Raw genomic sequence first — 21,018 nt, forward strand, 5'->3', positions numbered from 1 at the left:
CGTAGGCAAGCAGCACTCTGGGTCCGTGCTGAGCTGCGGGACCGACGTTCCTGGTTCGAAAAGGTGCCGACCCGAATAGACTTGCCGAGGTGAGCCGCGAGGATCCCGATCGGCTGTCCGCCGACGACGCACATATCCTGGGGCTCGAATCGGCGGTGATAACCGGCCACACGCTCAAGCTCGTCGTTCTCGGGCCGGCCACCTCCCCGCTCGACGTCGAGGCTCTGCGAACTGCCGTGGCGGAGCGGCTTTCGAGCCAGCGGCGAGCGACGCAACGGATCGATACCTCAGGACCGGAGCCGCGCTGGGTCGAGGCGACGGCGTTCGAGATCAGTGACCACGTCCGGCGCCGGGAAGAGCCCGGGTGTGCCTCGCGCGACGATCTGTGGCGGGCCGTCAGTAAGCTTATGTCCGAGCACCTCGACCACGAGCGTCCATTGTGGACGTTCGATCTGATCGGTCCACTCGGCGACGGGCGCGAGGCGATCGCGGTCCGGATCCATCACGCGATGGCCGACGGGATCAGCGCGGTTCGCTTCCTCGACGACGTCCTCTGGGATCGGCACATCGAACCGCCCCTGAGAGGAACGCGGCCGGGCCTTCGCGCCGCTTCGCCGCAACGGTCGCGAATCGACGAGGCACTGCGGATGCCTGCGGTTGTGCATCGTGAACTCGGCCATCGCGGTTCACATTCGCCTTTCGACCGCCCGATCAGTGCCGCCCGCGAGCTCGCCTTCACCGTCGCCCCACTCGCGGAGCTGAAGGCAATCGGCGCCTCACGCCCCGGTCGACCAACCGTCAACGACGTACTCCTCGCGATCGTCGCCGGCGGCCTGCGAAGCTGGCTCGGCGCCGGCCAGGCGGCCCTGCCGCGTCTTCGTGCTCAAGTTCCGGTCAGCCTGCACCACCGGGACGAGGGAGCGGGCGAACTCGGAAACCGTGATTCCTTCCTGAATGTCGATCTGCCGCTCGCTGAGGCGGATCCGCTCACCCGACTCGACCGGATCAGCGCCGAGACCAGCAAGCGCAAGCTCCTCGACGACGCCGAAGAGCTGTTCGATCTCTTCCACGCTCTCGGACGCGTGAAACGCGTCGAGGAAGCCGCAAAACGACTCGCCGGCAGCGCGCGCGAGTTCTGCCTGTCGATCTCGAACGTCCCCGGCCCGCCCGTGCCGGTCAGCGTTTCCGGACGTCGGGTCGAGCGGCTCTTCTCCTCCTCCGAGCCCGCAGCTCACCACGCGCTGCGGATCTCGGCGATCTCCTGCGCCGGGATCGTCGGTATCGGGCTCTGCACAGACCCCGAGGCGCTGCCCGACGTTGCCCGGCTGGCGGTGGCGATGGACGATTCGTACGCCGAATTGCGTGACGCCGCGATCACCTAACATCGATCCGTTCGGTGCCAAGGGCATTCGAGGCCAGCAGTCGGGTGGTGGTTCACGTGCGTCGGACAGGCATGATCGATCGCACCCGCGCCTCCCGCAGGTACAGACCGCCCCACACGAAGATTCCGACGTAAATCGGGAACAGGGTGGTGCTGACGATCGGCTGCTCGGTGAGCATGTTGGTAGCGACGGCTCCACCCAGGTATCCGGTCAGCAGCACCGCGCCCAGAATCGCCGTGGCGGGCACGATGTAGAGAATCAGGCACACCAACAGAACGACCCCGATGACACGGTTGAGGTTCTCGGCAAAACCCAGCTCGGCCATCGCCTCGCGCACCATTTGCGTGTTCGCGATGTGGATGAGCGAGTCGAACAGGAGAAACAGCACCACGAGGGCGCTGACGACCAGTCCAGCGATTCTGGCCTTCTTCGTGGTTCCGCCCGTCGGCGCCGGTGTCGCGTTGGAGGTTCCCGTAGAGGGTGGTGTCGATGTCATGAGACTTTCTCCTTGCTGTTCATGAAGCGGTACACCGCTGACCGATGGCACCTGCCCGACGGCGTCACGCGGGCAAATCGACTGCTCCCGCACGCTTCGTGTCTACTCACACCAGTACAGACCAGAGGTGACGGGAAAACTCACCGCGGCGCTCGAGGGATCTCCGTTCGTGGGCCCTCCTAGGTCGGCAACCCCGCAGGCAGGACGTCGAGGACCACCTTGCCCGGCACGCCCCTCCGTTTGGACAGGAACGCTGCCCGTGACTCGGCGAGCGGGTGGACGGCGCCGACGTGCGGGCGCAGGTACCCCTGCGAGGTGAGCTGTGCGAGTTTCACGAGCTCTGATCGGTCGGGTTCGACGATGAAGAAGACTGCTCGTCCGCCGCGTGGTGTCACCGGGGGCGGCGCACTGATCGAGACCAGCACGCCGCCCGGCTTGACGATCGCGGCCGATCGGGCGAGCAAATCGCCGCCGATGGTGTCGAACACCAGATCCACCGGTGCGAGCTGGTCCAGGTCGCGTTCCCCGTCGAGGGGAAGGAATTCGTCTGCGCCGTGGGCTCGGGCGCGTTCCTCGGCTGCACGCCGTCCCGTCGCGACGACCCGCGATCCGGCCGCGTGCGCGAGCTGGACAACCAGGGAACCAGTCCCTCCCGCGCCACCATGTACGACGATGGTGCGGTCGGCGGCGTCGCCGAACTCCAGGCCGCCGTGTCGGAACAGTCCCTGCCAGGCGGTCAGACCTGCGAGGGGCAGCGCCGCGGACGCCTGGAATCCTACGGCGTCGGGGATCGCAGCCAGGTTGCGTGCCTCGACGGCGACATATTCGGCGGCGGCACCGTCGCGGTGCCAGTCGGTCAACCCGAAGACACGGTCACCGACCTCGAAACCGGTGGTGCCGTAGCCAACTTCGGTGACAACGCCGGCCACCTCGTGTGCGGGGATGGACGGCGTGCGGTCGCGGCCGGCCCGATCCGTCCAGGTTCCTGGCCAGTCGAGCTCGTCGGGCACGAAGGATGCGGCGTGCACTCGGACGATCACGTCACCGGTGGCGGCGTGCGGGTCGGGGGCATCCTCGAACACGAGTAGCTCCGGGTTCGCGGGACCTCGATTCTCATGGATGCGAACGGCTTTCATGTGATGCTCCTCGAGTCGTATACGACTACATCCAGCTTCCACGCGCTGAAGCTATGTCGATTGTCCACTGCGGCGAATATGTGCGCGACCTCGTTGTCTCCAGAAACAAGGGGCCGTGGAGTCAAGGTCGCGCAGACGACCGCGCGAGGCCGAAGGTCCCGGATCGGACAAGTCGGCTGCGGCTGAGTAGAAGGGTTCTACTTACCGGTCTTTTCCCGGTGGCTACAACCAGGCCAGCAGCATGGGCGGCGCTTGCCTTCAGCCAGTTCGGTATGCGTCCGCTTGATTCGACGCGCTCTCGTTTCGTCGAGCTTGGCATCCTCGACCCAGCAGATCCACTCATTGCGTGCCAGTGGTGTGATGTCATTCCACGCTTTCAGCGCCGGCCCGTCATCGGCCAACGCCGTCCGTAGGTCTGCCGGCACTCTATGCACCGTGCCGCTCGGGACCGTGCGCTTGCCCATGTTTGGAGTCTACCGACTGTCGCAGAGGTAGGGCGGGTCGTAGCCACCGGAGTCTTGGTGTTGATTCAGGGGCGGGCCCGCTCTGTTGTCGCGCGGTCGCCGCAAGCGAGACCGCGTGATGGTGAGTCTCATCTGCAATCGTGGACGGCCGGGTGAACCCGACGTCTGGTCTAGGTTGATGCGATGAAGGTATCCACGAGCGCATCGGTCGTCTCGGTGCTGTGCGCTGTGTCGGTGTGGCTGTTCGTAGTGCCGCAACTGGTCACCACGGGGATAATCGAGCCTGGACCGCTTCTCGGTCTGATGGTGCTGCTCCCGACCCCGGTCGGATTGATCGCGGCGTTGGTGGGGGCGGTCGCGGGCACGATCGGGCTCGTCCGACGCGCTGATCGGACGTGGGCAGGCGCGTTGATGACGCTGGGGCAGGCTTTGACGTGGATTCTGGCCATCGTGATCGTGGTGTGGTCGCAGACGTATGGTTCGACGGGGTGGGAGTTGTTGATACTGCCGGCGTCGCTGATGCTGGGGCAGGTTGTGGTCGCATCGGGCTTGATATCGGCCATGGTGAGTCTTCGCAGAGCCATCCACGCCGAAGTCGGGGGAAGGATGGCCCGTAAACCGATAGCCGCCACCTCCTCAGACTCTCGCCGCCGAGACTAGCTCCCGAATTCGAGTGCCGCGTTCAGCATCTGACGTGTGTTCTGCCACCAGTCAGGTCGAGGATCAACTCGTCTGCGCCCGTAGTTGCTGCGGAAGCGATGTCGTCAAGAATTTGCTCTCGAGTGTGCCCGAAAAGCCGATCCGATCGTCGCCGGACGGACTCTCGGAGAACGTGACGTTCTCGACCACCATCATCTCCAGCCCTTGGACGGCAGTCCGCAGAATAATGCGCTGTGCAGGGGCTCGCCACAACACGACCGTCACACTACTTACCCCACGCGCACTCGGGCGTGTTGATCAAGTGCCTGATGCCCGCGGTGAGCGCGGTGGTGGAGACGGCCTGTTCCGACCGTTTGGGGTGGGCGGGCGAATCTTGTGCGCGCCGCGCCCGTCTCGGCGAGGATGGGTTCCGATCTGACGTGAGAAGAAGGGAGTCGACGCGATGACGAAGTACCTGATCTCTTTCCCTAGTGGTGCCATGGTCCTTCCCGACGAGGATCTGCAGGCAGTGTCGGATGCGTCGCACGCGGTGGTGGAGGAGGCGAAGGACGCCGGTGTCTGGGTGTTCGGCGGTGGAATCGACGAGAGCGTTCCGCCTGTCCTGGTCGATGGGGATGGCACGGTGACCGAGGGCACGTACCCGCAGACGAAGCAGCTCGAAGGCGGCTACGCGGTACTGGAGTTGCCCTCCCGCGAGGCGGCACTGGAATGGGCTGCGAAGATCGCGGTTGCCTGCCGGTGCGCGCAGGAGGTGCGCGCGTTCCACTACGATCCCGCCAGCTGACGGGGTTCGACGTCTCGGGCAATCGCATTCGGCTTCGGCCGGCCGCGAACTGCGCACGGCGGCATCCCGTCGCGGCGACACCAACCGAAGTCGTTCCGGCGACGAATCGTCGGCGAGAAGTTTCCTCGACACGAACGTCGCCGTGCAACTCCGTCCTGGAAGTTAAGTGCCGCAGAAGGTTTGGAAGGACTTGCTGAATGACAGTGGGGCGGGTGTGGTGTAGTCGGACCACTCGTCGCGGCGGTCGAACGGGTGCGTGACGACCTCCAATAGCTTCTCGAACGGAGCGAGCTCCCCGTCTGTCGCGGCGCGCAACGCAGCATCGAGCTGATGATTGCGCGGGATGTACAGCGGGTTGACGCAGTCCATCGCGTCCGCGGTCTCCGCTGCCCCGCGCCTATGTTTCGTCAGGTCGCCGCGCCAGCGTTCCAGCCATGGCCCGATGTGCTCGCGCGGAACGAGGCCGTCGAGAGGCGTCGAATGTCCGCGTAGTTCGTCCGCGAGAGCACGGAAGGTGCCCGTCCAGTCGGCACCGTATTCCTCCAGCAGCGTCAGCAGGTCGTCGACCAGCGCTCGGTCGACGAGTTCGCCGGCCAAACCGAGCTTTGCCGCCATCCCGGCCGCGTAGTGGCCGTCGTAACGCTCGTCGAAGGTCGCGAGGACTGCCGACACCGCGGTAATCGCGTCATCCGGCGTGGAATCGAACAGCGTCAGTAGCGTTTCCGCGAGGCGCGCCAAGTTCCACTTCAGGACAACGGGCTGGTTGCCGAACGCATACCGGCCGCCGTGGTCGATCGAACTGAACACTGCGGCCGGGTCGAACGCGTCGAGGAAGGCGCACGGACCGTAGTCGATGGTCTCGCCCGAAATGGTCGTGTTGTCGGTGTTCATCACCCCGTGTACGAAACCGGTGAGCATCCATTTCGCCACCAGTGACGCCTGCGCCTCCACCACCGCCTCGATGAACGAGAGGTAGCGATTACCGTCACGCCCCGGCGGCGGTTCGGTCAGCTCCGGGTAGTGGCGGGCGATCGCGTAGTCGGCGAGCGGCTGCAACACCTCACCCTGCCGCACCGCGTATTCAAAGGTGCCCACCCGCAGGTGACTGGCCGCGACCCGGGCGAGCACGGCACCGGGCTCGGCGCCGTATCGATGAACGTTCTGGCCCGTCGCGACCACCGACAGTGCGCGCGTGGTGGGGATGCCGAGGGCGTACATGGCCTCGCTGACCAGGTATTCGCGCAGCATCGGGCCGATTACCGCGAACCCGTCGCCGCCCCGGGAGAACGGCGTGGGCCCCGAGCCCTTGAGGTGCAGATCCACCCGCTGCCCATCACTGCTGGTCAGCTCGCCGAGCAGCAACGCCCGGCCATCCCCGAGGAGCGGTGCGTATCCGCCGAACTGATGGCCCGCATATGCCATCGCCACCGGCTTGGCCCCGGCCGGCGCCGTCGATCCGGACAGGACGCCGACCCCGTCCTCGCTTCGCAGCGTCTGGGCATCCAACCCCAGCGACGCCGCAAGCTGCTCGTTGAGCACGAGCAACTTGGGGTCCGGGGCGTGGGCACCCTGCCACGGCACCGTCAGGGCGCCCAGCTCGTCGGCAAAGGTGCTCTCGAGGCCGGCCACCGCTGTGTTCGTGCCCACCGTGGAATCCGGAATTGCAGTCATCCTGCGAGGGTAACCACCGCACGGACCGCCGCGCACCCGATGGCACCGGTGCCACCGCGAGGCCGGCCTGGTGCGCACGCGCAAAGGAACGTGTGTTCAAGAGTTGGCTTGTGCGAGAACCGACGCGATGTTCGGCGCGGAGTAGACGTCTCGGATGGGCACCGACCCGCCGAGGACGCCGAAGATTCGCTCGACTACCTCCGGTTGGGCCGCTGCCGCTCTGTAGAACGCCGTGAGTCCGTTCGAGAGCGGCGCGAGGCGGGCCGTGCTGAGCGCCAGTTCGAAGCCGTTGGCGGTGAGCTGGTCGCGCTGACGTTGGTAGTCGCCGAGGGCGTCATCGACGGGACGGCCGGCGTGCGTGCTGTGGATGGCCTCCGCGAGCAGGTCGGCGCTGAGGAACGCATCGGCGATGCCCATCCCCGTGGAGGGGTCCTTGTGGTGGCCGGCATCGCCGAGGAGTGCCCAGCCCGGTCCGACCGATGTTCGGTACTGGTTGGGTAAGTCGGCGGTACCGACGAAACGTTGTTCACGGTGGCCGGAGGCGACCGTGTCACGCAGTCCTGGCACCAGGTCGAGGGTGGTGTGAAAGCTTCGGTCGAGGTCAGTGCGGACGCGCGGAAATTCCCGGCGGGGCCAACCGACGTAGATGCAGGTGAGCCCGTCGTTGGTGGGCCAGACCAGGATCAGCTGGCCGGTTCTGGCGTGGAACGACGCGCGCACATCGCCGAGGCCACTCCAATCGGAGTAGTACACGCACGTCAGCTGTGGATGGTGGTTGTAGACGCGAACAGCGACTCGCCGCGCGACGGTCGAGTGCAGGCCATCCGCCCCGACGACCAGCGGTGCCCGCAACGACGGCCGCCTCGACCAGCACCGTGTCGAGAACGGTCCGCCGCGTGCAGTATGCGGCTGTCTGCCCTTCGATCGTCGAAGGACTGCACGACCAGTCGTTCACCGCACCGGTGGCCATGCTGCGCGCGGTCACCGCACAGGTCCGTCGACTGCTCGACGGCGACCGGGTCCGCCCGACGGCAACCCACGACCACCGGCCCCTGCGGCTGGGTGTCGCCGCGCGCACCGGCCTGCCGATCTACCTCGCCGGACTCGGCAACAAATCCATCCAACTCGCCGGCGAAGTGGCCGACGGCTGGACGCCCTTCCTGGTCCCTCGGTCGTGGTTGCCCCGCGGAATCGACCTGCTCCAGCAGACGGGGGCTCGATCCGGTCGGGCCACACGCTCCTCGGTGTGCCCGGCCGTCCCCACCGCCGTCGCGGCCGATCACGCAACCGCCCGCGAGATCGCGTCCTGGTGGGTCGCGTTCTACCTCACCAGCATGGGCTCGCTCTACCGCCGCTCGCTGAGCGAACGGGGACACCGCGACCAGGTCGAAGGCGTGCTCGCCGGCAACCCGACCCACGACACCACCGACGTGCCGCCCGAAGCCCGTGTTCTGCTCGACGAGCTCACCGTCTGGGGCGCACCGGACACCGCTCGCGACCAACTCCAGCACTGGTACACCGCAGGCGCCGAGCTGCCGATCCTCACACTCCCACCCGACCGCACCATCGCCGAACTCGACTACATGCTCGAAACCATGAGCCCACACCCCTGACGTTCCGTCCTGCGGGGGGTGAACGCGCTTACGGGTACGGCGAGCGCGCCGCGAGCCCCCGTGCGGCCGCCGCGGCACGCACTGCGTCGATCACCAGTTGCAGCGGCGGTCGGTGCGCTTCCGTCCCCCGATGGGCGATGGAAATGGTCCGCATGAGTGGTTCGGTGAGCGCGACGACGTCCATTCCCGGCGGGCGCAGCGTCAGTCCGAGATCGGAGACAAGGGTGACTCCCAGGCCCGCGGCAACCATCGCGAGTGCCGTAGCCTGCTCGCCGACCTCATGGTTGATCCTGGGTTCGAATCCGCAACGCTGACAGGCCAAGCGCACCGCGCGGCCGAAATGCGACGTGGGCCCCGCAAGGATCCAGGGATGCTCGGCGAGATCCGCCAGCGCCATCGTTTTGGCGGAAACCGTTCCCGGAGGCAGCGCTGCGTGCAGTCGCTCCACTGCGATCACCACCCTGGTCAACTCCGGGTCCCACTGCATCGGATAGTCGGAATAGTCGATCACGAACGAGAAGTCCAGCGACCCGTCCCGTACCGCGACTGCGGTGTCCTCCGGCGCAAGCTCCCTCGTTCGCACCTCGATGCCGGGATGTTCGGCGGCGAGCAACGTCAGCGCACTCGGCACCAGGCTCGACGCGACGGACGCCCACACGCCGACGGTCAATCGGGCGGTGACCCCGTCCTGCGTTTGTTCGAGAGCGGTCGTCGCGCGCTCCACCGATCGAATGATGTCCTCAGCGTGCTCGGCGAGGAGCAGGCCGATCTCGGTGAGCTGTACCCGCCGACCGCGCCGCTCGAATAGCTTTGCGCCGACGTCGCGTTCGAGCTGGGTGAGCTGTTGGGATACCGCGGATGTGGTGTAGTGCAAGGCCAGCGCCGCGGCGGTCACGGTGCCTCGGCGATGCAACTCCCGAAGCATCCGCAACCGGCGCAATGACAGCTCCATGCCGCCAGCCTATGCATCCATTCCGAACCGTCCAACCGGACCACGCGCTCCGCTGTGTAGAAAGCGTGAACTCAATCCTTCAAGATTCTTAACTGGACGCCTGGTCACCAGCGCGCGCACTCTGGCGTCATCGGCTGAGTGGTCGTGGAGGCGAAGATTTCTGACGGCGATTGGGGTAACTCGAGGTGACCACGACAACGGAATGCGGGTTCGGGCGCACCCCCGAGCACCGAGAGTCTGACTACCGTGAGAACGCTGCGACGCAACCTCGGGTCGATGCGGCGACCGTGCGTGGCGGTGAGCCCCTCTTACGTGTGACGTGGTCTGATCCGGTCACCGAAGCTCGTGGTTACCTCGTCGTGCACACGTTGGTGTCCGACCTGGCAACCGGGGGCACCCGAATGCGCGCAGGCTGCACGATGTCGGAGGTGGAGGATCTGGCCAGAGGCATGGCCGCCAAGACCGCGGTTTTCGACCTGCCGGTCGGCGGCGCGAAGGGCGGCATCGACTTCGACCCGAAGGACCCCCGCGCCATCGGTGTTCTGGAGCGGTTCTGTCAGGCGATGCGCCCGTGGCTGGCCGCGCACTGGGTGACCGCGGAGGATCTGGGGGTGCCGCAGCATCTGCTCGACGACGTCTTCGCGCGACTCGGCCTTCAGCAGTCCTACCATGCGGCGATCAGCCGTGCCGAAGATCCGCAGAGGACTCTACGCCGGGTACGGGCAGCATTGAACGCCCCCGTGCCCAGCGGTTTTCTGCTGGGCGATGTGATCGGCGGTTACGGAGTCGCGCAGGCCTGCATCGGTACGGTGAACGCATATGGCTGGACTCCGGCAGACACGACGGTGGCAATCCAGGGCATCGGCACCATGGGGGGCGGCGCGGCCTGGTATCTGTACGAGGCCGGTATGCGCGTGATTGCTGTCGCCGACGCCTTCGGCACGCTGTACTGTCCCGACGGCCTGGACGTTCCCGCGCTGCTCGACCTGCGGGACTGCTACGGCGAGATCGACCGCTCCCACGTCCCCTCGCATGTTCAGCGGTTGCCGAGCACGGCTGTGATCGCCACCGCGGCAGACATCCTCGTCCCGGCCGCGATCTCGTATGCGATCACTTCGGATAACGTCCACCAGGTCGCAGCGAAAGTCCTGATCGAAGCTGCGAATGCCGCGACGACCCCGCGGGCCGAGGCGGTGCTCACCGGCCGCGGCATTCCGGTGGTCCCAGACTTCGTCGCCAATGCCGGAGCAGTCGCCTGGGCCTGGTGGGTCCTACTGAGTCAGGTTGGCACCGACCCGGAGGACTCGTTCCTGCGGTTGCGTACCGAGATGCTGGCCAAGGTCGCGTTGCTGCTCGGGCAATGGAAACTGGACGGCGTGGCGCCACGGCAGACCGCGTGGGACCTCGTCACGGCCAACCGCAGCGCCCCGGCTCCGGCCGATCCTCTGGCAGTGCCGGCGCTCACCATCCCGTGAACGGTGAGCCATCAGCGCCCACGCCGTGCTCGAGGGCGCTGTCGTCACCCCCTACGATTCTTCGGTGACCGATTACGACGATCTCGACATGTTCGGTGGCCTCGATGCCTCCACCCTGCCATCCCGCCAGCAGCGGATTCTGGCAGCGATCCGGGACTGCGTGGCTGCACACGGATGCACGCCGAGCACCCGACAGATCGGGGACGCGGTGGGCCTGCGCTCCGCGTCGTCGGTGTCCAAGCATCTGAAGAGCCTCGAGGAAAAGGGCTTTCTCCGAAGAGGCACGGCCATGGCTCGGCAATTGGACGTGCGCCCGTTCCTCCCCGAGGGGAAGCAAGGTCGCTCGTCCGAAAACAATGTGACGGTACCGGTGGTCGGCGATATCGCCGCCGGCGCACCGATCCTCGCGGAGGAGCACGTCGATGAGATGCTGACGCTCCCTCGCGAACTTGTCGGCTCCGGCACCGTGTTCGGGCTGCGGGTGCGCGGCGAGTCGATGATCGACGCCGCAATCTGCGATGGCGATGTCGTTGTGGTGCGCCGCCAGGACGAAGCGCATTCCGGCGAGATCGTCGCCGCGATGATTGACGGCGAGGCCACGGTGAAGGTGCTCCGGCGCCGCGATGGTCACGTCTTCCTCGAGCCCCGTAATCCCGCGTATGCCGTGATCGACGGCGACGACGCAGTGGTCCTGGGCAAGGTGGTATCGGTGATGCGGCGGATCTGAGGATCGACCATTCTGGCGGCCGCGCCTGCGGCTGCAACCCTCCGAGGAAATGACGGCGACTCAACCGGGACCCACTGGTTACCGGCATGTGTTCTGTCACAGGGTTCCTCGGTCGGGTGTACGGAACGATGCGGTGCCGTCGACCCTGATCAGAACGCAACTTCGTCGAGCTCCACGATGTCGTTGTCGATGTTGGCGAGGAGAGGACGCGGTGATGTGGTCGGGGTCGGGGTCGGGCCCGTGAGAGGTGGGTCTCGCCGATAGCACAGATCCAGGAGTGCGCTGTGGATGTCCTCGCCGACCTCGACAGAAGGTCGTACCCGCAGCGCGCGTGCGAGTCTGTTGTAGTAGGTGCGCGAGGTCATGCCGAATTCGACGAGGAGGTCGTCGTCGTGCGGGCCACCGAAGGGTGCCCAACGCAGCGCGTACTCGATGAGGGCGTCACCAATTTTCTCTGACATGGGTCTCCGATCGAATGGGGGCCGACGTGAAGCGCAACGGCTCCCCGAAGAATGTTGTGGGAGTTGTTTGTCAGGAGCATATTTCGCTTTCCCCTGTTAGTCTTGCTGTGATACATGCCTCAATCAACAGGCATTGCCCATCATTTTCACCTCGAGGGAGAAGTTGTGGCGCACAGTCGTTACAAGGTGCGGGAGATCGCCCAGCAGGCGGGGCTCAGCGAGGCGACGGTCGACCGCGTGCTTCACAACCGCCCAGGGGTGCGGGAAGGAACGCGTGCGGAAGTCGCGCAAGCGATCATCGACCTGGACAACCAGCGTTCCCAGCTGCGCTTGGCAGGGCGGAAATACCTCTTCGATATCGTGATGCAGGCTCCGCCGCGTTTTTCCGGAGCGTTCCGCGAGGCGGTGGAGGCGGAATTGCCGTTCCTCGCTCCTGCCGTGGTCCGGACCCGGTTCCATTTCCGGGAGACCGGCTCGGTACCGGCCATGGTCGAGGTGCTGGACAAACTCGTCAAACGCCCCTCGCAAGGTGTCATCGTCAAGGCTCCCGACACCACCGAGGTGTCCGATGCCATCGACCGGCTCACCGAGGCGGGGATCCCTGTCGTCACCTATGCCACCGACGTGCCGAACAGCAGTCGGGTCGGCTATGTCGGTATCGAGAATCGGGCCGCCGGTGAAACAGCCGCGTACCTGCTCGAACAATGGCTGTACGACTCACCGGCGAGTGTGCTGGTCACGCTGAGCAGCAACGCGTTTCGCGGTGAAGAGGAGCGTGAGATGGGATTTCGCGGCGCGCTGCGCCGGTCGGGCAACGTGGGGGGAATCGGATCTCAGCGCACGTTGATCGACATCTCCGAGAGCGAGGGCCTCGATACGACGGTCGAACATCTCGTCCTCGCGGCCCTCGAACGCAACCCAGACATCGAGGCGGTCTATTCGATCGGCGGCGGCAACACGGCGACAGTGCGTGCCTTCGAGAAGCTCGGCCGCAGTTGCCGCGTTTTCATCGCCCACGACCTCGATCGGGACAACAAGCAGTTGCTGCGTGACAAGAAGATCTCGGCCGTTCTCGATCACGACCTTCGGTCGGACGCAAACCTGGCCTGCCGGATACTGATTCAGGGGCGTGGCGGGCTGTCGGGCGTGACCACGCTGATGTCACCGATTCGGATCATCACCCCCTACAACATGCCCTGACGGTGGTTCCGGAAGATCGGCGCACGAATGCACCGCCCCGATGGTTCCGAGGCGGTGCGGTGTCGAGCGACGCGTGGGGACGGGGAATTCAGCGCCGCAGTTCGTGGGTGAGTGCTTCGAGTTCGTCGCCGCCGGCCATCTGCTGGGTGAGTTCTTCGAGGCTGATCTCGTCGAAGGTGCAGTCCAGTTTCTGCCGGCCGCGGTTGAGGAGGACGAAGTGGTCGCCGACCATGTAGGCGTGGTGCGGGTTGTGGGTGATGAACACGACCCCGAAGCCCTGCTCCTTGGCGGCGGAGATGTAGCGCAGCACCATCCCGGACTGCTTGACGCCGAGGGCGGCGGTGGGCTCGTCGAGGATCAGGACGCGGGCGCCGAAGAAGATCGCCCGGGCGATCGCCACACACTGGCGTTGACCGCCGGACAGCGAGCCGATGGGGGCGTCGACGTCGGGCAGCTCGATGCCCATCTTCGACAACTCGGACATCGTGGTGGCGCGCATCCCGTTCGCGTCGAGGGACTTGAACGGTCCCTTCCGCAGTTCCTGGCCGAGGAAGAAGTTCCGCCACACCGGCATCAGCGACACCACCGCCAGGTCCTGGTAGACGGTGGCGATGCCCTTGGACAGGGCCTCCTTCGGCGAGCCGAAGGTGAGGGCCTCGCCGTCGACGAGCAACTCCCCCTCACTCTGCTGGTGCAGGCCGGCGATGATCTTGATCAGGGTGGACTTGCCGGCCCCGTTGTCGCCGAGGACACCGGTGACCTCCCCGGCCCGCACCCGCAGGTTGATGTCCTGCAGGGCGATGATGTTGCCGTACTGCTTGCCGACGTGTTTGAGTTCGATCAGCGGGATCTTGTCGCCACCACCGGGTTCGGTATCGACGGGAAGTTGTTCGATGGTACTCATACCGGTCACCTCTTGGCGGCGTAGTTGCGGAAGGCATTGTTGGCGATGACCGCGAACAGCAGCATCGCGCCGAGGAAGAACTTGAACCAGTCCGGGTTCCAGCCGGCGTAGACGATGCCCTGGTTCGTCATGCCGAAGATGAACGCGCCGATCGCGGCACCGATCGCGGTGCCGTACCCGCCGGTGAGCAGGCAGCCGCCGATGACCGCGGCGATGATGTAGAGGAACTCGTTGCCGATGCCCTGCCCGGACTGGACGGTGTTGAACGAGAACAGCAGGTGCATCCCGACGAACCAGGCGGCGAACCCGACGGTCATGAACAACCCGATCTTGACCTTGGTGACCGGGACGCCGATGGCGCGGGCGGAGTCCTGGTTGCCGCCGACGGCGAAGATCCAGTTCCCGATCCGGGTCTTGAACAGCACCCAGGTGGCGATCGCGGTGAACAGCAGCCACCAGAGCACGGTGATCCGCACCGACACCCCGCCGACCTCGAAGGAGGACGCGAACACCTTCTTCGCCGAGTCGAACCCGGCCATGTCGGACACGCTGGGGGTGGCGACCTGCCCGGTGATCAGTTTGGTGACCGCCAGGTTGATGCCGGTGAGCATCAGAAACGAGCTCAGCGTGATCAGGAAGCTGGGGATCTTCGTCTTCATCACCAGGTACCCGTTGAAGAACCCGACCGCCAGCGAGACGACGAGGGCGAGGGCGGCGCCGGCCCACAGGTTCAGGTGCAGGTTGTAGGCGATCATCGACGCCGCGAGGGAGCTGGTGGTGACGGCGACGCCGGCGGAGAGGTCGAATTCCCCGCCGATCATCAGCAGCGCGACCGCGCACGCCATGATCCCGATCGTGGAGGAGGCGTAGAGCACCGTGGCGAGGGCTTCGGGGCTGCGGAACGGGGGTGCAACGACCATGAAGAAGATGAAGATGGCGATCGCACCGAACAGGGAACCGATCTCGGGACGGACCAGCAGACGCTGCAGGCGTTTCTGCTCCTTCACCCGCTCGTCGTGGACGACCTTGTGACTGGCAAGGTCCAGATCTTGCTGTGTGGACATGACGTTCCTTCCGGGGCCGGACGGGTGCCCGGCACACGCAGTGGTGCGCCGGGCACCGCGCTCAGCGGGTTCCGCTCTTCGCGTACTCGGCGATCGAGTCGATGTTGGACTGGTCGATGAAGGCGGGACCGGTCAGGGTCGGTGTACCGCCACCGATGGTGTTGCGGTTGTTCAGGTACAGCCACAGCGAGTCCACGGCAAGGTAGCCCTGTAGGAACGGCTGCTGGTCGACTGCCCACTGGATGTCTCCGGCCTTGATCGCGTCGACGAGGGCTGCATTGGTGTCGAAGGTGACGATCTTCGCGGGGCTGGCAGCATTGGCGACGGACTGGATGGCCGTCAGGGCGATCGGTGCTCCCAGCGCGACGACGTGATCGATCGACGGGTCCTGCTGAAGTTTTGCGGTGATCGTCGCCTCGACCGAAGGCAGGTCCTTGCTGTTGACGTTGAGGATCTCGGTTTGCCCGTCGAACCCTTCGACCACGCCGGCGCAGCGTGCTTCGAGCGCGACCTGGCCTTGCTCCTGAATGACACACAGCGCCTTCTTGGCACCGTCAGCGGTGAGACGCTGCCCGGCCGAGATGCCGGCGAGCTTCTCGTCCTGACCGAAGTACTGGGACACGCCCTGGGCCTGGTACTGGTCGAAACCCGAGTTGAAGGCGACGATCGGGGTGCCTGCGTCGACAGCGGCCCGCACGGCCGGAGCCATGGCGTCGGGCTTGGCGAGGGTGAGGGCGATGCCGTCGACCTGGCTGTCGAGGGCGCTCTGGACCAGGTTGGCCTGATTCGGTGCCTCGGGGTCCGAGGAGTAGCGCAGTTCGATGTTGTCCTTCGCCGCCGCGGTTTCGGCGCCCTTGCGGATCAGGTCCCAGAAAGTGTCGCCCGGAACCTCGTGTGTGATCATGGCGATGGTGGCGTGAGGCGTGTCCGCGGAACCGGCGCCCATGCCGGAACCCGCCGATTCCGCCTTGCCGCCGGTGCCCGAGCATCCGGCGAGCAGTACCGTTGCAGCGACACCGACCGCCAGGGTGGTCACCCGGCGAGATGTGGTTCGTTCGGCCGGTGTGAGCCGACGCTTGTTCGTGTACATCGTGATTGGCCTTTCGGGATGCCGCGACTATCCAGCTGTGGGGTGGCAGCTGGGAGGAGTGGAGGGGGAAGCAACGAGGGGAGTAGACGTGCGCGCCAGGCCGGCGTCGGAAGTCGGTCCTCCCGGCCTGGCGGGAGGCTTCGATTACCGCGGGGGAAGACCCGCGGCGATGTATGCGGCGTCGACGAACCGCATGTTCGTCACGGCATCGTCGGTATCGATCGGGAAGGGCGTCCCGCAGAGCAGGTGGTCGGCGAATACCTCGAGCTGGTACGTGTACGTCGAGCGGGTGCCGACGTGCAGTGTCGTCGTTCCGGCGTCGGTGCTGACGGTGATCCGGTCGTCGCCGTATTGGAGCATGTAGTCGTGGGCGAGTGCCTGACCTCGGTCACCGACGAGCCGCAGCGTCATCTCGAACCGATCCCAGTTCATCGAGTTGATGCTCGAACCCGTTGCACCGTTGCGGAATACGAGGTCGATGTCCATGGATTCGTCGACTCCCGTAGTGCGTTCGACCGCGCGGGCCGCCACCACGGACGGGGCGCCGTCGGCGAACCTGCTCAGCTGTCGGTGCACGTGCAGGCCGTAGCAGCCGAGGTCCATGACTGCCCCGCCGGCGAGTTCGAGGCTCCAGCGCGGGTCGTCCGGTTTGGGTTCGGGCATTCGCATGATGACCTCGACCCGCTGCAGCTCGCCGAGCGTGCCGTCACCAAGCAGATCGAACATCCGCCCGATGATCGGATGGAACAGGTAGTGGAACCCCTCCATGATCGGCGCACCCCGTTCACGCGCCGCCCGCCGCACCGTGTCGGCTTCGGCGGCGTTGCGCGCGAACGGTTTCTCGGTCAGGACAGCCTTACCGGCCTCGATCGCCTTCAGATTCCATTCGGCGTGGAAGGCGTTGGCCAGGGGGTTGTAGACGACGTCGACCTCGGGGTCGGCGATCAGCTCGGCGTACGAGTCGACGACCCGTTCTACCCCGTGCGTCTGCGCGAACGTCGCGGCACGGCCACGGTCGCGGGCGGCGACCGCGACCAGCCGGTGCCCGAGGGCCCGTGCCGGCTCCACGATCGCCAGCTCCGCTATGCGCGAGGCCCCGAGGACGCCGATCCGTAGCTCGGTCACAGCTGCAGACTCCGCAGGAATGCGGCGCTGGTCTTGACGTCCGCAACCGGTCCCTCGCCGTCCGGCTCCCCGGCGAGAATGGTGTCCTGCTCGAGGGTGAACCAACCGTCGAAACCGGACTCCACGAGGTGTCGGACCACGCCTGCGACATCGACGTCACCGGTGCCGAGGGGGGTGTACATACCCTGGGCGACGGCCTGCTTGTAGCTCAGCTCGCCGGCCTGCACGCGGGCGGCGAATTCGGCGTCGACGTCCTTCAGATGCGTGTGGGTGATCCGGTCCGCGGCGGCGCGTGCCAGTTCGAGCGGATCGGTGCCGCCGATGAGCAGATGCCCGGTGTCCAGGCACAGCGGAATCGAGGAGCCGTCGAGGACCCGCTGGACCTCGGTCTTCTTTTCGATCATGGTGCCCACGTGCGGGTGCAGGACGGCGCGGATGCCCTGCTCGGCGGCGACGTCGTGCAGCCGGTCCAGGTTCGACAGCAGGGTCTTCCAGCCGGCGTCGTCGAGGTCGGGTCGCGAATCGTAGCCGTCGGTGCCGGTTATCGCGGCCAGCACCAGAACCTCGGCGCCGGCGGCCGTGAACGCGGCCAGGGTGCCGGTGATGTCGGGGACCGGGTCGTGGCCGGGGTCGTGCAGCAGTACCGGGGTGAAGCCGCCGACCGCCTTCAGGTCGTACGAGGCCAGGGTGGCCGCCAGTTCCTGCGGGTCGGCGGGCAGGAATCCGTCGGGGCCGATCTCGGCGGCTTCCAGACCGGCATCGCGCATCTCCGACAGCACCCGCTCGGGGCCGAGCTGGTGACCCCAGCCCGGGACTTCACAGACACCCCACGAAATAGGCGCTCCTGCAATACGAATCATCGTCGAACCTCACTCATCTGTACGGGGCGGTGCTCGGAGAGGGAAAGCGTGGCCGCCTCGGCGATCCAGGCCACCTCGAGGGCGTCGGCGGCGGTGCACGGCGAGGGCGCGGTGCCGGCGATCACCTCGAGGAACGCACCGAGTTCGGCGCGGTAGGCGGAGGTGAAGCGGTCCATGAAGAACTGGTGCGGTGGGCCGTCGGGAAACGCGACGTCCGGTTCGAGGTTGCGGACGGGCGCGCTTGCGTCCCAGCCGGCGACGACGCTGTCCTGGGAGCCGTGGACCTCGAGACGGCAGTCGTAGCCGCGGGCGTTGTAGCGGGTGTTCGACACCACACCGAGGGTTCCGCTCTCGAACGTCAGTGTGGTGGTGGCGGTGTCGACATCGCCGCAGTCGGCGAAGATCGAGCCAGCCTGGTTGGTGCCTGCGGCATAGACCTCGACGACTTCCTGGCCGACGACCCAGCGGACGATATCGAAGTCGTGGACGCTGCAGTCGCGGAAGATCCCGCCGGATGCGGCCACGTACTCCGCCGGCGGCGGCGCCGGGTCGAGGGTGGTCGAGCGCACAGTGTGCAGCCAGCCGAGTTCCCCGCCGATGACAGCGTTGCGTGCTGCGGCGAATGCGGGATCGAAACGGCGGTTGTAGCCGATCTGCACCGGCACCGTCGACGACTTCAGGCGCTCGACGACCTCGTAGCTCTCGTCGGCGGTGAACGCGACAGGTTTCTCACAGAAGACCGGAATCCCGGCGTCGACGGCAGCGAGGATCAAGGGGGCGTGCGCTGGGGTGGCAGCCGCGATCACTACTCCGTCCACTCCCGAGGCGAAAACGGCAGCGGCATCGTCGGCCGCGCGTGCGCCGAATTTGGTGGCGACCGCTGCGGTAACGTCGGGTCGTTCGTCGGTGACCACCAGTCCGTCGACCCCCGGCAGCTGCGCGAGGGTGTCGGTGTGGAATGCGCCGATCCGTCCGAGGCCGATCACGCCGATTGTCGATCCCATCAGTCCTGTCCTCCAATGACGGTCTGGTCCCAGTCGATCACCGAGCCGGTGACGACGCCGCTGCGCTCGGACAGCAGGAAGACCACCATGTCGGCGATCTCGTCGACCTGCCCGAGCTTGCCCATCGGCACCTTCGCCGCGGCTTCGGTCGCCCAGTTGTCGTCGGCGCCGTGGAAGCGTTGCTGGATCGCGGTCTCGCCTTCGGTCTCGGTCCACCCGATGTCGAGGCCGTTGATCCGGATCCGGTCGAAGCGGTGCGCGTAGGCCGCGTTGCGGGTCAGCCCCGCGAGCCCGGCCTTCGCCGCCACGTACGGCGCCAGGTAGGACTGTCCGCCGTGTTCGGCGATGGAGATGATGTTGACGATCGTCCCCGGTGCCTTACGTTCGACCATGTCCGCCACGGCGGCTTGCATGGTGAAGAAGGGCGCACGCAGGTTGACCGCCATGTGCTGGTCGAACAGCTCGGGTGTCGTATCCAGGAGGGTGCCGCGGGTGGTCAGACCTGCTGCGTTGCACAGAGCGTCGATCCGGCCGAACTCCTCGATCGTCCGAGTCACCGAGTCCTTCGCCTCAGTGGGATCGGCGAGGTCGGCCTGGATGAAGCGAACCTGCGCCCCCGTCGCTTCGAGTTCGGCGGCAAGGGTTTTGCCGGCTTCGGCTCGGCGGCCGGTGAAGACCACCGTGGCGCCCTCCCGGGCGGCGGCGCGGACGACGCCGGCGCCGACACCTTGCGTCCCTCCGCTGATCAGAACGACTTTCCCGTTCAACAAGGTGGCCACTACATTCCTTTCGTTCTGTGACTCCCGGCATCGGTGCCGGTAGGTCGCTGATGCACACGGCCGGTCCGCGTGGTGCTGGATAATCCGGAAGCGGTGTGTGTGCGTCGGCGGGGGCTGTCCGTGTGCTCTGTTCAGTCTTGCTGTGACGTACGCCTCAATCAATACGAAGTTTCCATCATTTTCACCTCGAGGCGGCTTCGCTGGAGGTGGTCGGCCATGCCCGTAACGACAGGCCCGATGATGAACGGAGAGCTGTAGATCAGATGTTGTCCCGTTTCGCAGCCGGCTGGTCGGCGATCTCGAAACACCGCAGTGCCCCGTCCCGTGCCCGGGTGAGAGCATCGGCGACGGGCAGCTGCCGGAATTCCTCCGACATGTGCTCGATACCCCACGGGCCGTCGAAACCGATGCGGCGTACCGCATTGATGAACTTCGGGACGTTGAATACGCCCTCACCGCAGGGAACTCGATTGTCGAAGGTGTCCTCCAGATCGGTACCGCGCACGGCGGCGCGACCGTCGTCGAGTTCGACTCCGAACACGAAGCGCGACGGAATGAGCTCCGGTAGAAGGTCGTAGTCTGTCCCGCCCCGGAAGGCATGCCAGATGTCGAGGATGAGCCCACCGTTGGGGTTGTCGACATCCTTGACGAACTGCGCAGCCTGTTCAGTGGTTCTGACAAGGTGCGAGAACGGCGTGTTCTCGAACGCGATCTTCACGCCCGCAGCGGCGCCGTCGGTCGCGAGAGCATCGAACTGCTCGCAGAGCCGGTCGCGGGAGACGGCGACACCGTCGTCATCGGCGCCGACCTTGATGTTGTCGGTTCCGAGGACGGGGGCGGCCTCGAACAGGTCCCGGCGGACCTGGTCCGACAGTGCGCGGGCTTCGCCGGTGGTCCACCAGTTCGTGATCCACTCGAGTTGGACGTGGGTGATGCCGTTGTCGGCGAGTAGTTTCGCGACTTCGCCGAGGCCGGTCGTCTCGCGCGCGGCGACGAGGTCGGGGTGTGTCAATCCGAATCCGGTGTAGCCGGTTCGTGCGACGGCTTCGATTCGTTCCCGGATCGGGACCGGGCTACGGTCCGGACCCCGTGCCGGCATCACGTCACCGGCTGACGTCCAGCATGCGGCCAGTAGTTCCGGACGTGGTGAGTTAATCATTCCTCGTACCCC

The 21,018-nt window shown here is 66.2% G+C and carries 22 protein-coding genes; 7 read left to right on the top strand and 15 right to left on the bottom strand.

Features of this window, described 5'->3' with window-relative positions; genetic code table 11:
* The first annotated feature begins 89 nt into the window (after positions 1-89).
* The gene (locus JVH1_RS34885; RefSeq protein WP_009473205.1) at positions 90-1,382 is read left to right on the top strand and encodes a wax ester/triacylglycerol synthase domain-containing protein; all 1,293 of its coding nucleotides are present in this window, start codon (positions 90-92) and stop codon (positions 1,380-1,382) included.
* Positions 1,383-1,434: 52 nt separating this feature from the next.
* Here JVH1_RS34885 and JVH1_RS34890 read toward each other — a convergent pair whose 3' ends face one another.
* From JVH1_RS34890 to JVH1_RS34900, 3 genes are all read right to left on the bottom strand, one after another.
* Entirely contained in the window at positions 1,435-1,878 is a 444-nt protein-coding gene (locus JVH1_RS34890; RefSeq protein WP_009473204.1) for a DoxX family protein, read from the bottom strand.
* Positions 1,879-2,057: 179 nt separating this feature from the next.
* Positions 2,058-3,014 (bottom strand): NADP-dependent oxidoreductase, encoded by a 957-nt coding sequence (locus JVH1_RS34895; protein WP_009473203.1) that lies wholly within the window; start codon positions 3,012-3,014, stop codon positions 2,058-2,060.
* 197 nt (positions 3,015-3,211) lie between these two features.
* Positions 3,212-3,478, bottom strand: a complete 267-nt coding sequence (locus JVH1_RS34900; protein ID WP_083849701.1) for a YdeI/OmpD-associated family protein — start codon at positions 3,476-3,478, stop codon at positions 3,212-3,214.
* A gap of 183 nt (positions 3,479-3,661) precedes the next feature.
* Here JVH1_RS34900 and JVH1_RS34905 point away from each other — a divergent pair, with 183 nt between their 5' ends.
* Both JVH1_RS34905 and JVH1_RS34910 read left to right on the top strand, forming a co-directional pair.
* On the top strand, positions 3,662-4,138 hold the full coding sequence (locus tag JVH1_RS34905; RefSeq protein WP_009473202.1) for a hypothetical protein: 477 nt from the start codon (positions 3,662-3,664) through the stop codon (positions 4,136-4,138).
* A gap of 442 nt (positions 4,139-4,580) precedes the next feature.
* Positions 4,581-4,922, top strand: coding sequence for a YciI family protein (locus JVH1_RS34910; RefSeq protein ID WP_009473200.1), 342 nt, complete (start codon positions 4,581-4,583; stop codon positions 4,920-4,922).
* A gap of 162 nt (positions 4,923-5,084) precedes the next feature.
* Here the strand turns inward: JVH1_RS34910 and JVH1_RS34915 are convergent, their stop codons facing one another.
* Together JVH1_RS34915 and JVH1_RS34920 are read right to left on the bottom strand one after the other, a co-directional pair.
* Positions 5,085-6,629: a YdiU family protein gene (locus JVH1_RS34915; protein WP_009473199.1), complete on the bottom strand. Its 1,545-nt coding sequence runs from the start codon at positions 6,627-6,629 to the stop codon at positions 5,085-5,087.
* A 60-nt stretch (positions 6,630-6,689) separates the two neighbouring features.
* Positions 6,690-7,445 (bottom strand): NAD(P)/FAD-dependent oxidoreductase, encoded by a 756-nt coding sequence (locus tag JVH1_RS34920; RefSeq protein WP_009473198.1) that lies wholly within the window; start codon positions 7,443-7,445, stop codon positions 6,690-6,692.
* On the opposite strand from JVH1_RS34920, the gene JVH1_RS34925 reads away from it, so the two are divergent.
* Positions 7,436-8,206, top strand: a complete 771-nt coding sequence (locus tag JVH1_RS34925) for an LLM class flavin-dependent oxidoreductase (protein ID WP_009473197.1) — start codon at positions 7,436-7,438, stop codon at positions 8,204-8,206. The genes JVH1_RS34920 and JVH1_RS34925 overlap by 10 nt on opposite strands.
* A 28-nt stretch (positions 8,207-8,234) precedes the next feature.
* On the opposite strand, the gene JVH1_RS34930 is transcribed toward JVH1_RS34925, so the two are convergent.
* Complete coding sequence (locus tag JVH1_RS34930; RefSeq protein ID WP_011593833.1) at positions 8,235-9,158, bottom strand: LysR family transcriptional regulator; 924 nt, start codon at positions 9,156-9,158, stop codon at positions 8,235-8,237.
* Positions 9,159-9,343: 185 nt separating this feature from the next.
* Here JVH1_RS34930 and JVH1_RS34935 point away from each other — a divergent pair, with 185 nt between their 5' ends.
* Together JVH1_RS34935 and lexA are read left to right on the top strand one after the other, a co-directional pair.
* The gene (locus JVH1_RS34935) at positions 9,344-10,633 is read left to right on the top strand and encodes a glutamate dehydrogenase (protein WP_009473195.1); all 1,290 of its coding nucleotides are present in this window, start codon (positions 9,344-9,346) and stop codon (positions 10,631-10,633) included.
* A gap of 64 nt (positions 10,634-10,697) precedes the next feature.
* A complete protein-coding gene (gene lexA / locus JVH1_RS34940) occupies positions 10,698-11,360 on the top strand; it encodes a transcriptional repressor LexA (RefSeq protein WP_043777822.1) in 663 nt (220 codons plus the stop codon).
* Between the two features lie 149 nt (positions 11,361-11,509).
* Here lexA and JVH1_RS34945 read toward each other — a convergent pair whose 3' ends face one another.
* A complete protein-coding gene (locus JVH1_RS34945) occupies positions 11,510-11,821 on the bottom strand; it encodes a hypothetical protein (RefSeq protein ID WP_009473193.1) in 312 nt (103 codons plus the stop codon).
* Positions 11,822-11,986: 165 nt separating this feature from the next.
* On the opposite strand from JVH1_RS34945, the gene JVH1_RS34950 reads away from it, so the two are divergent.
* Positions 11,987-13,021, top strand: a complete 1,035-nt coding sequence (locus JVH1_RS34950; RefSeq protein WP_009473192.1) for a LacI family DNA-binding transcriptional regulator — start codon at positions 11,987-11,989, stop codon at positions 13,019-13,021.
* A gap of 88 nt (positions 13,022-13,109) precedes the next feature.
* On the opposite strand, the gene JVH1_RS34955 is transcribed toward JVH1_RS34950, so the two are convergent.
* From JVH1_RS34955 to JVH1_RS34990, 8 genes are all read right to left on the bottom strand, one after another.
* Entirely contained in the window at positions 13,110-13,925 is an 816-nt protein-coding gene (locus JVH1_RS34955; protein WP_011594393.1) for an ATP-binding cassette domain-containing protein, read from the bottom strand.
* Between the two features lie 5 nt (positions 13,926-13,930).
* A complete protein-coding gene (locus JVH1_RS34960; RefSeq protein ID WP_011594394.1) occupies positions 13,931-14,989 on the bottom strand; it encodes an ABC transporter permease in 1,059 nt (352 codons plus the stop codon).
* A 61-nt stretch (positions 14,990-15,050) separates the two neighbouring features.
* A complete protein-coding gene (locus tag JVH1_RS34965; RefSeq protein WP_009473191.1) occupies positions 15,051-16,079 on the bottom strand; it encodes a substrate-binding domain-containing protein in 1,029 nt (342 codons plus the stop codon).
* 144 nt (positions 16,080-16,223) lie between these two features.
* A complete protein-coding gene (locus tag JVH1_RS34970) occupies positions 16,224-17,204 on the bottom strand; it encodes a Gfo/Idh/MocA family protein (protein ID WP_009473190.1) in 981 nt (326 codons plus the stop codon).
* Positions 17,201-18,064: a sugar phosphate isomerase/epimerase gene (locus JVH1_RS34975; protein ID WP_009473189.1), complete on the bottom strand. Its 864-nt coding sequence runs from the start codon at positions 18,062-18,064 to the stop codon at positions 17,201-17,203. Before JVH1_RS34975 ends, JVH1_RS34970 begins: the two co-directional genes overlap by 4 nt.
* Entirely contained in the window at positions 18,061-19,068 is a 1,008-nt protein-coding gene (locus JVH1_RS34980) for a Gfo/Idh/MocA family oxidoreductase (RefSeq protein ID WP_009473188.1), read from the bottom strand. The genes JVH1_RS34975 and JVH1_RS34980 overlap by 4 nt, the downstream gene beginning before the upstream one ends.
* Positions 19,068-19,847: an SDR family oxidoreductase gene (locus tag JVH1_RS34985; protein ID WP_009473187.1), complete on the bottom strand. Its 780-nt coding sequence runs from the start codon at positions 19,845-19,847 to the stop codon at positions 19,068-19,070. Before JVH1_RS34985 ends, JVH1_RS34980 begins: the two co-directional genes overlap by 1 nt.
* A 259-nt stretch (positions 19,848-20,106) precedes the next feature.
* Positions 20,107-21,006 carry a sugar phosphate isomerase/epimerase gene (locus JVH1_RS34990; RefSeq protein WP_043777792.1) on the bottom strand — a complete coding sequence of 300 codons (900 nt, stop codon included), beginning with the start codon at positions 21,004-21,006 and terminating at the stop codon, positions 20,107-20,109.
* Positions 21,007-21,018: the final 12 nt, after the last annotated feature.

Source organism: Rhodococcus sp. JVH1 (assembly GCF_000280725.2).
GTDB classification, from domain to species: domain Bacteria; phylum Actinomycetota; class Actinomycetes; order Mycobacteriales; family Mycobacteriaceae; genus Rhodococcus_F; species Rhodococcus_F jostii_A.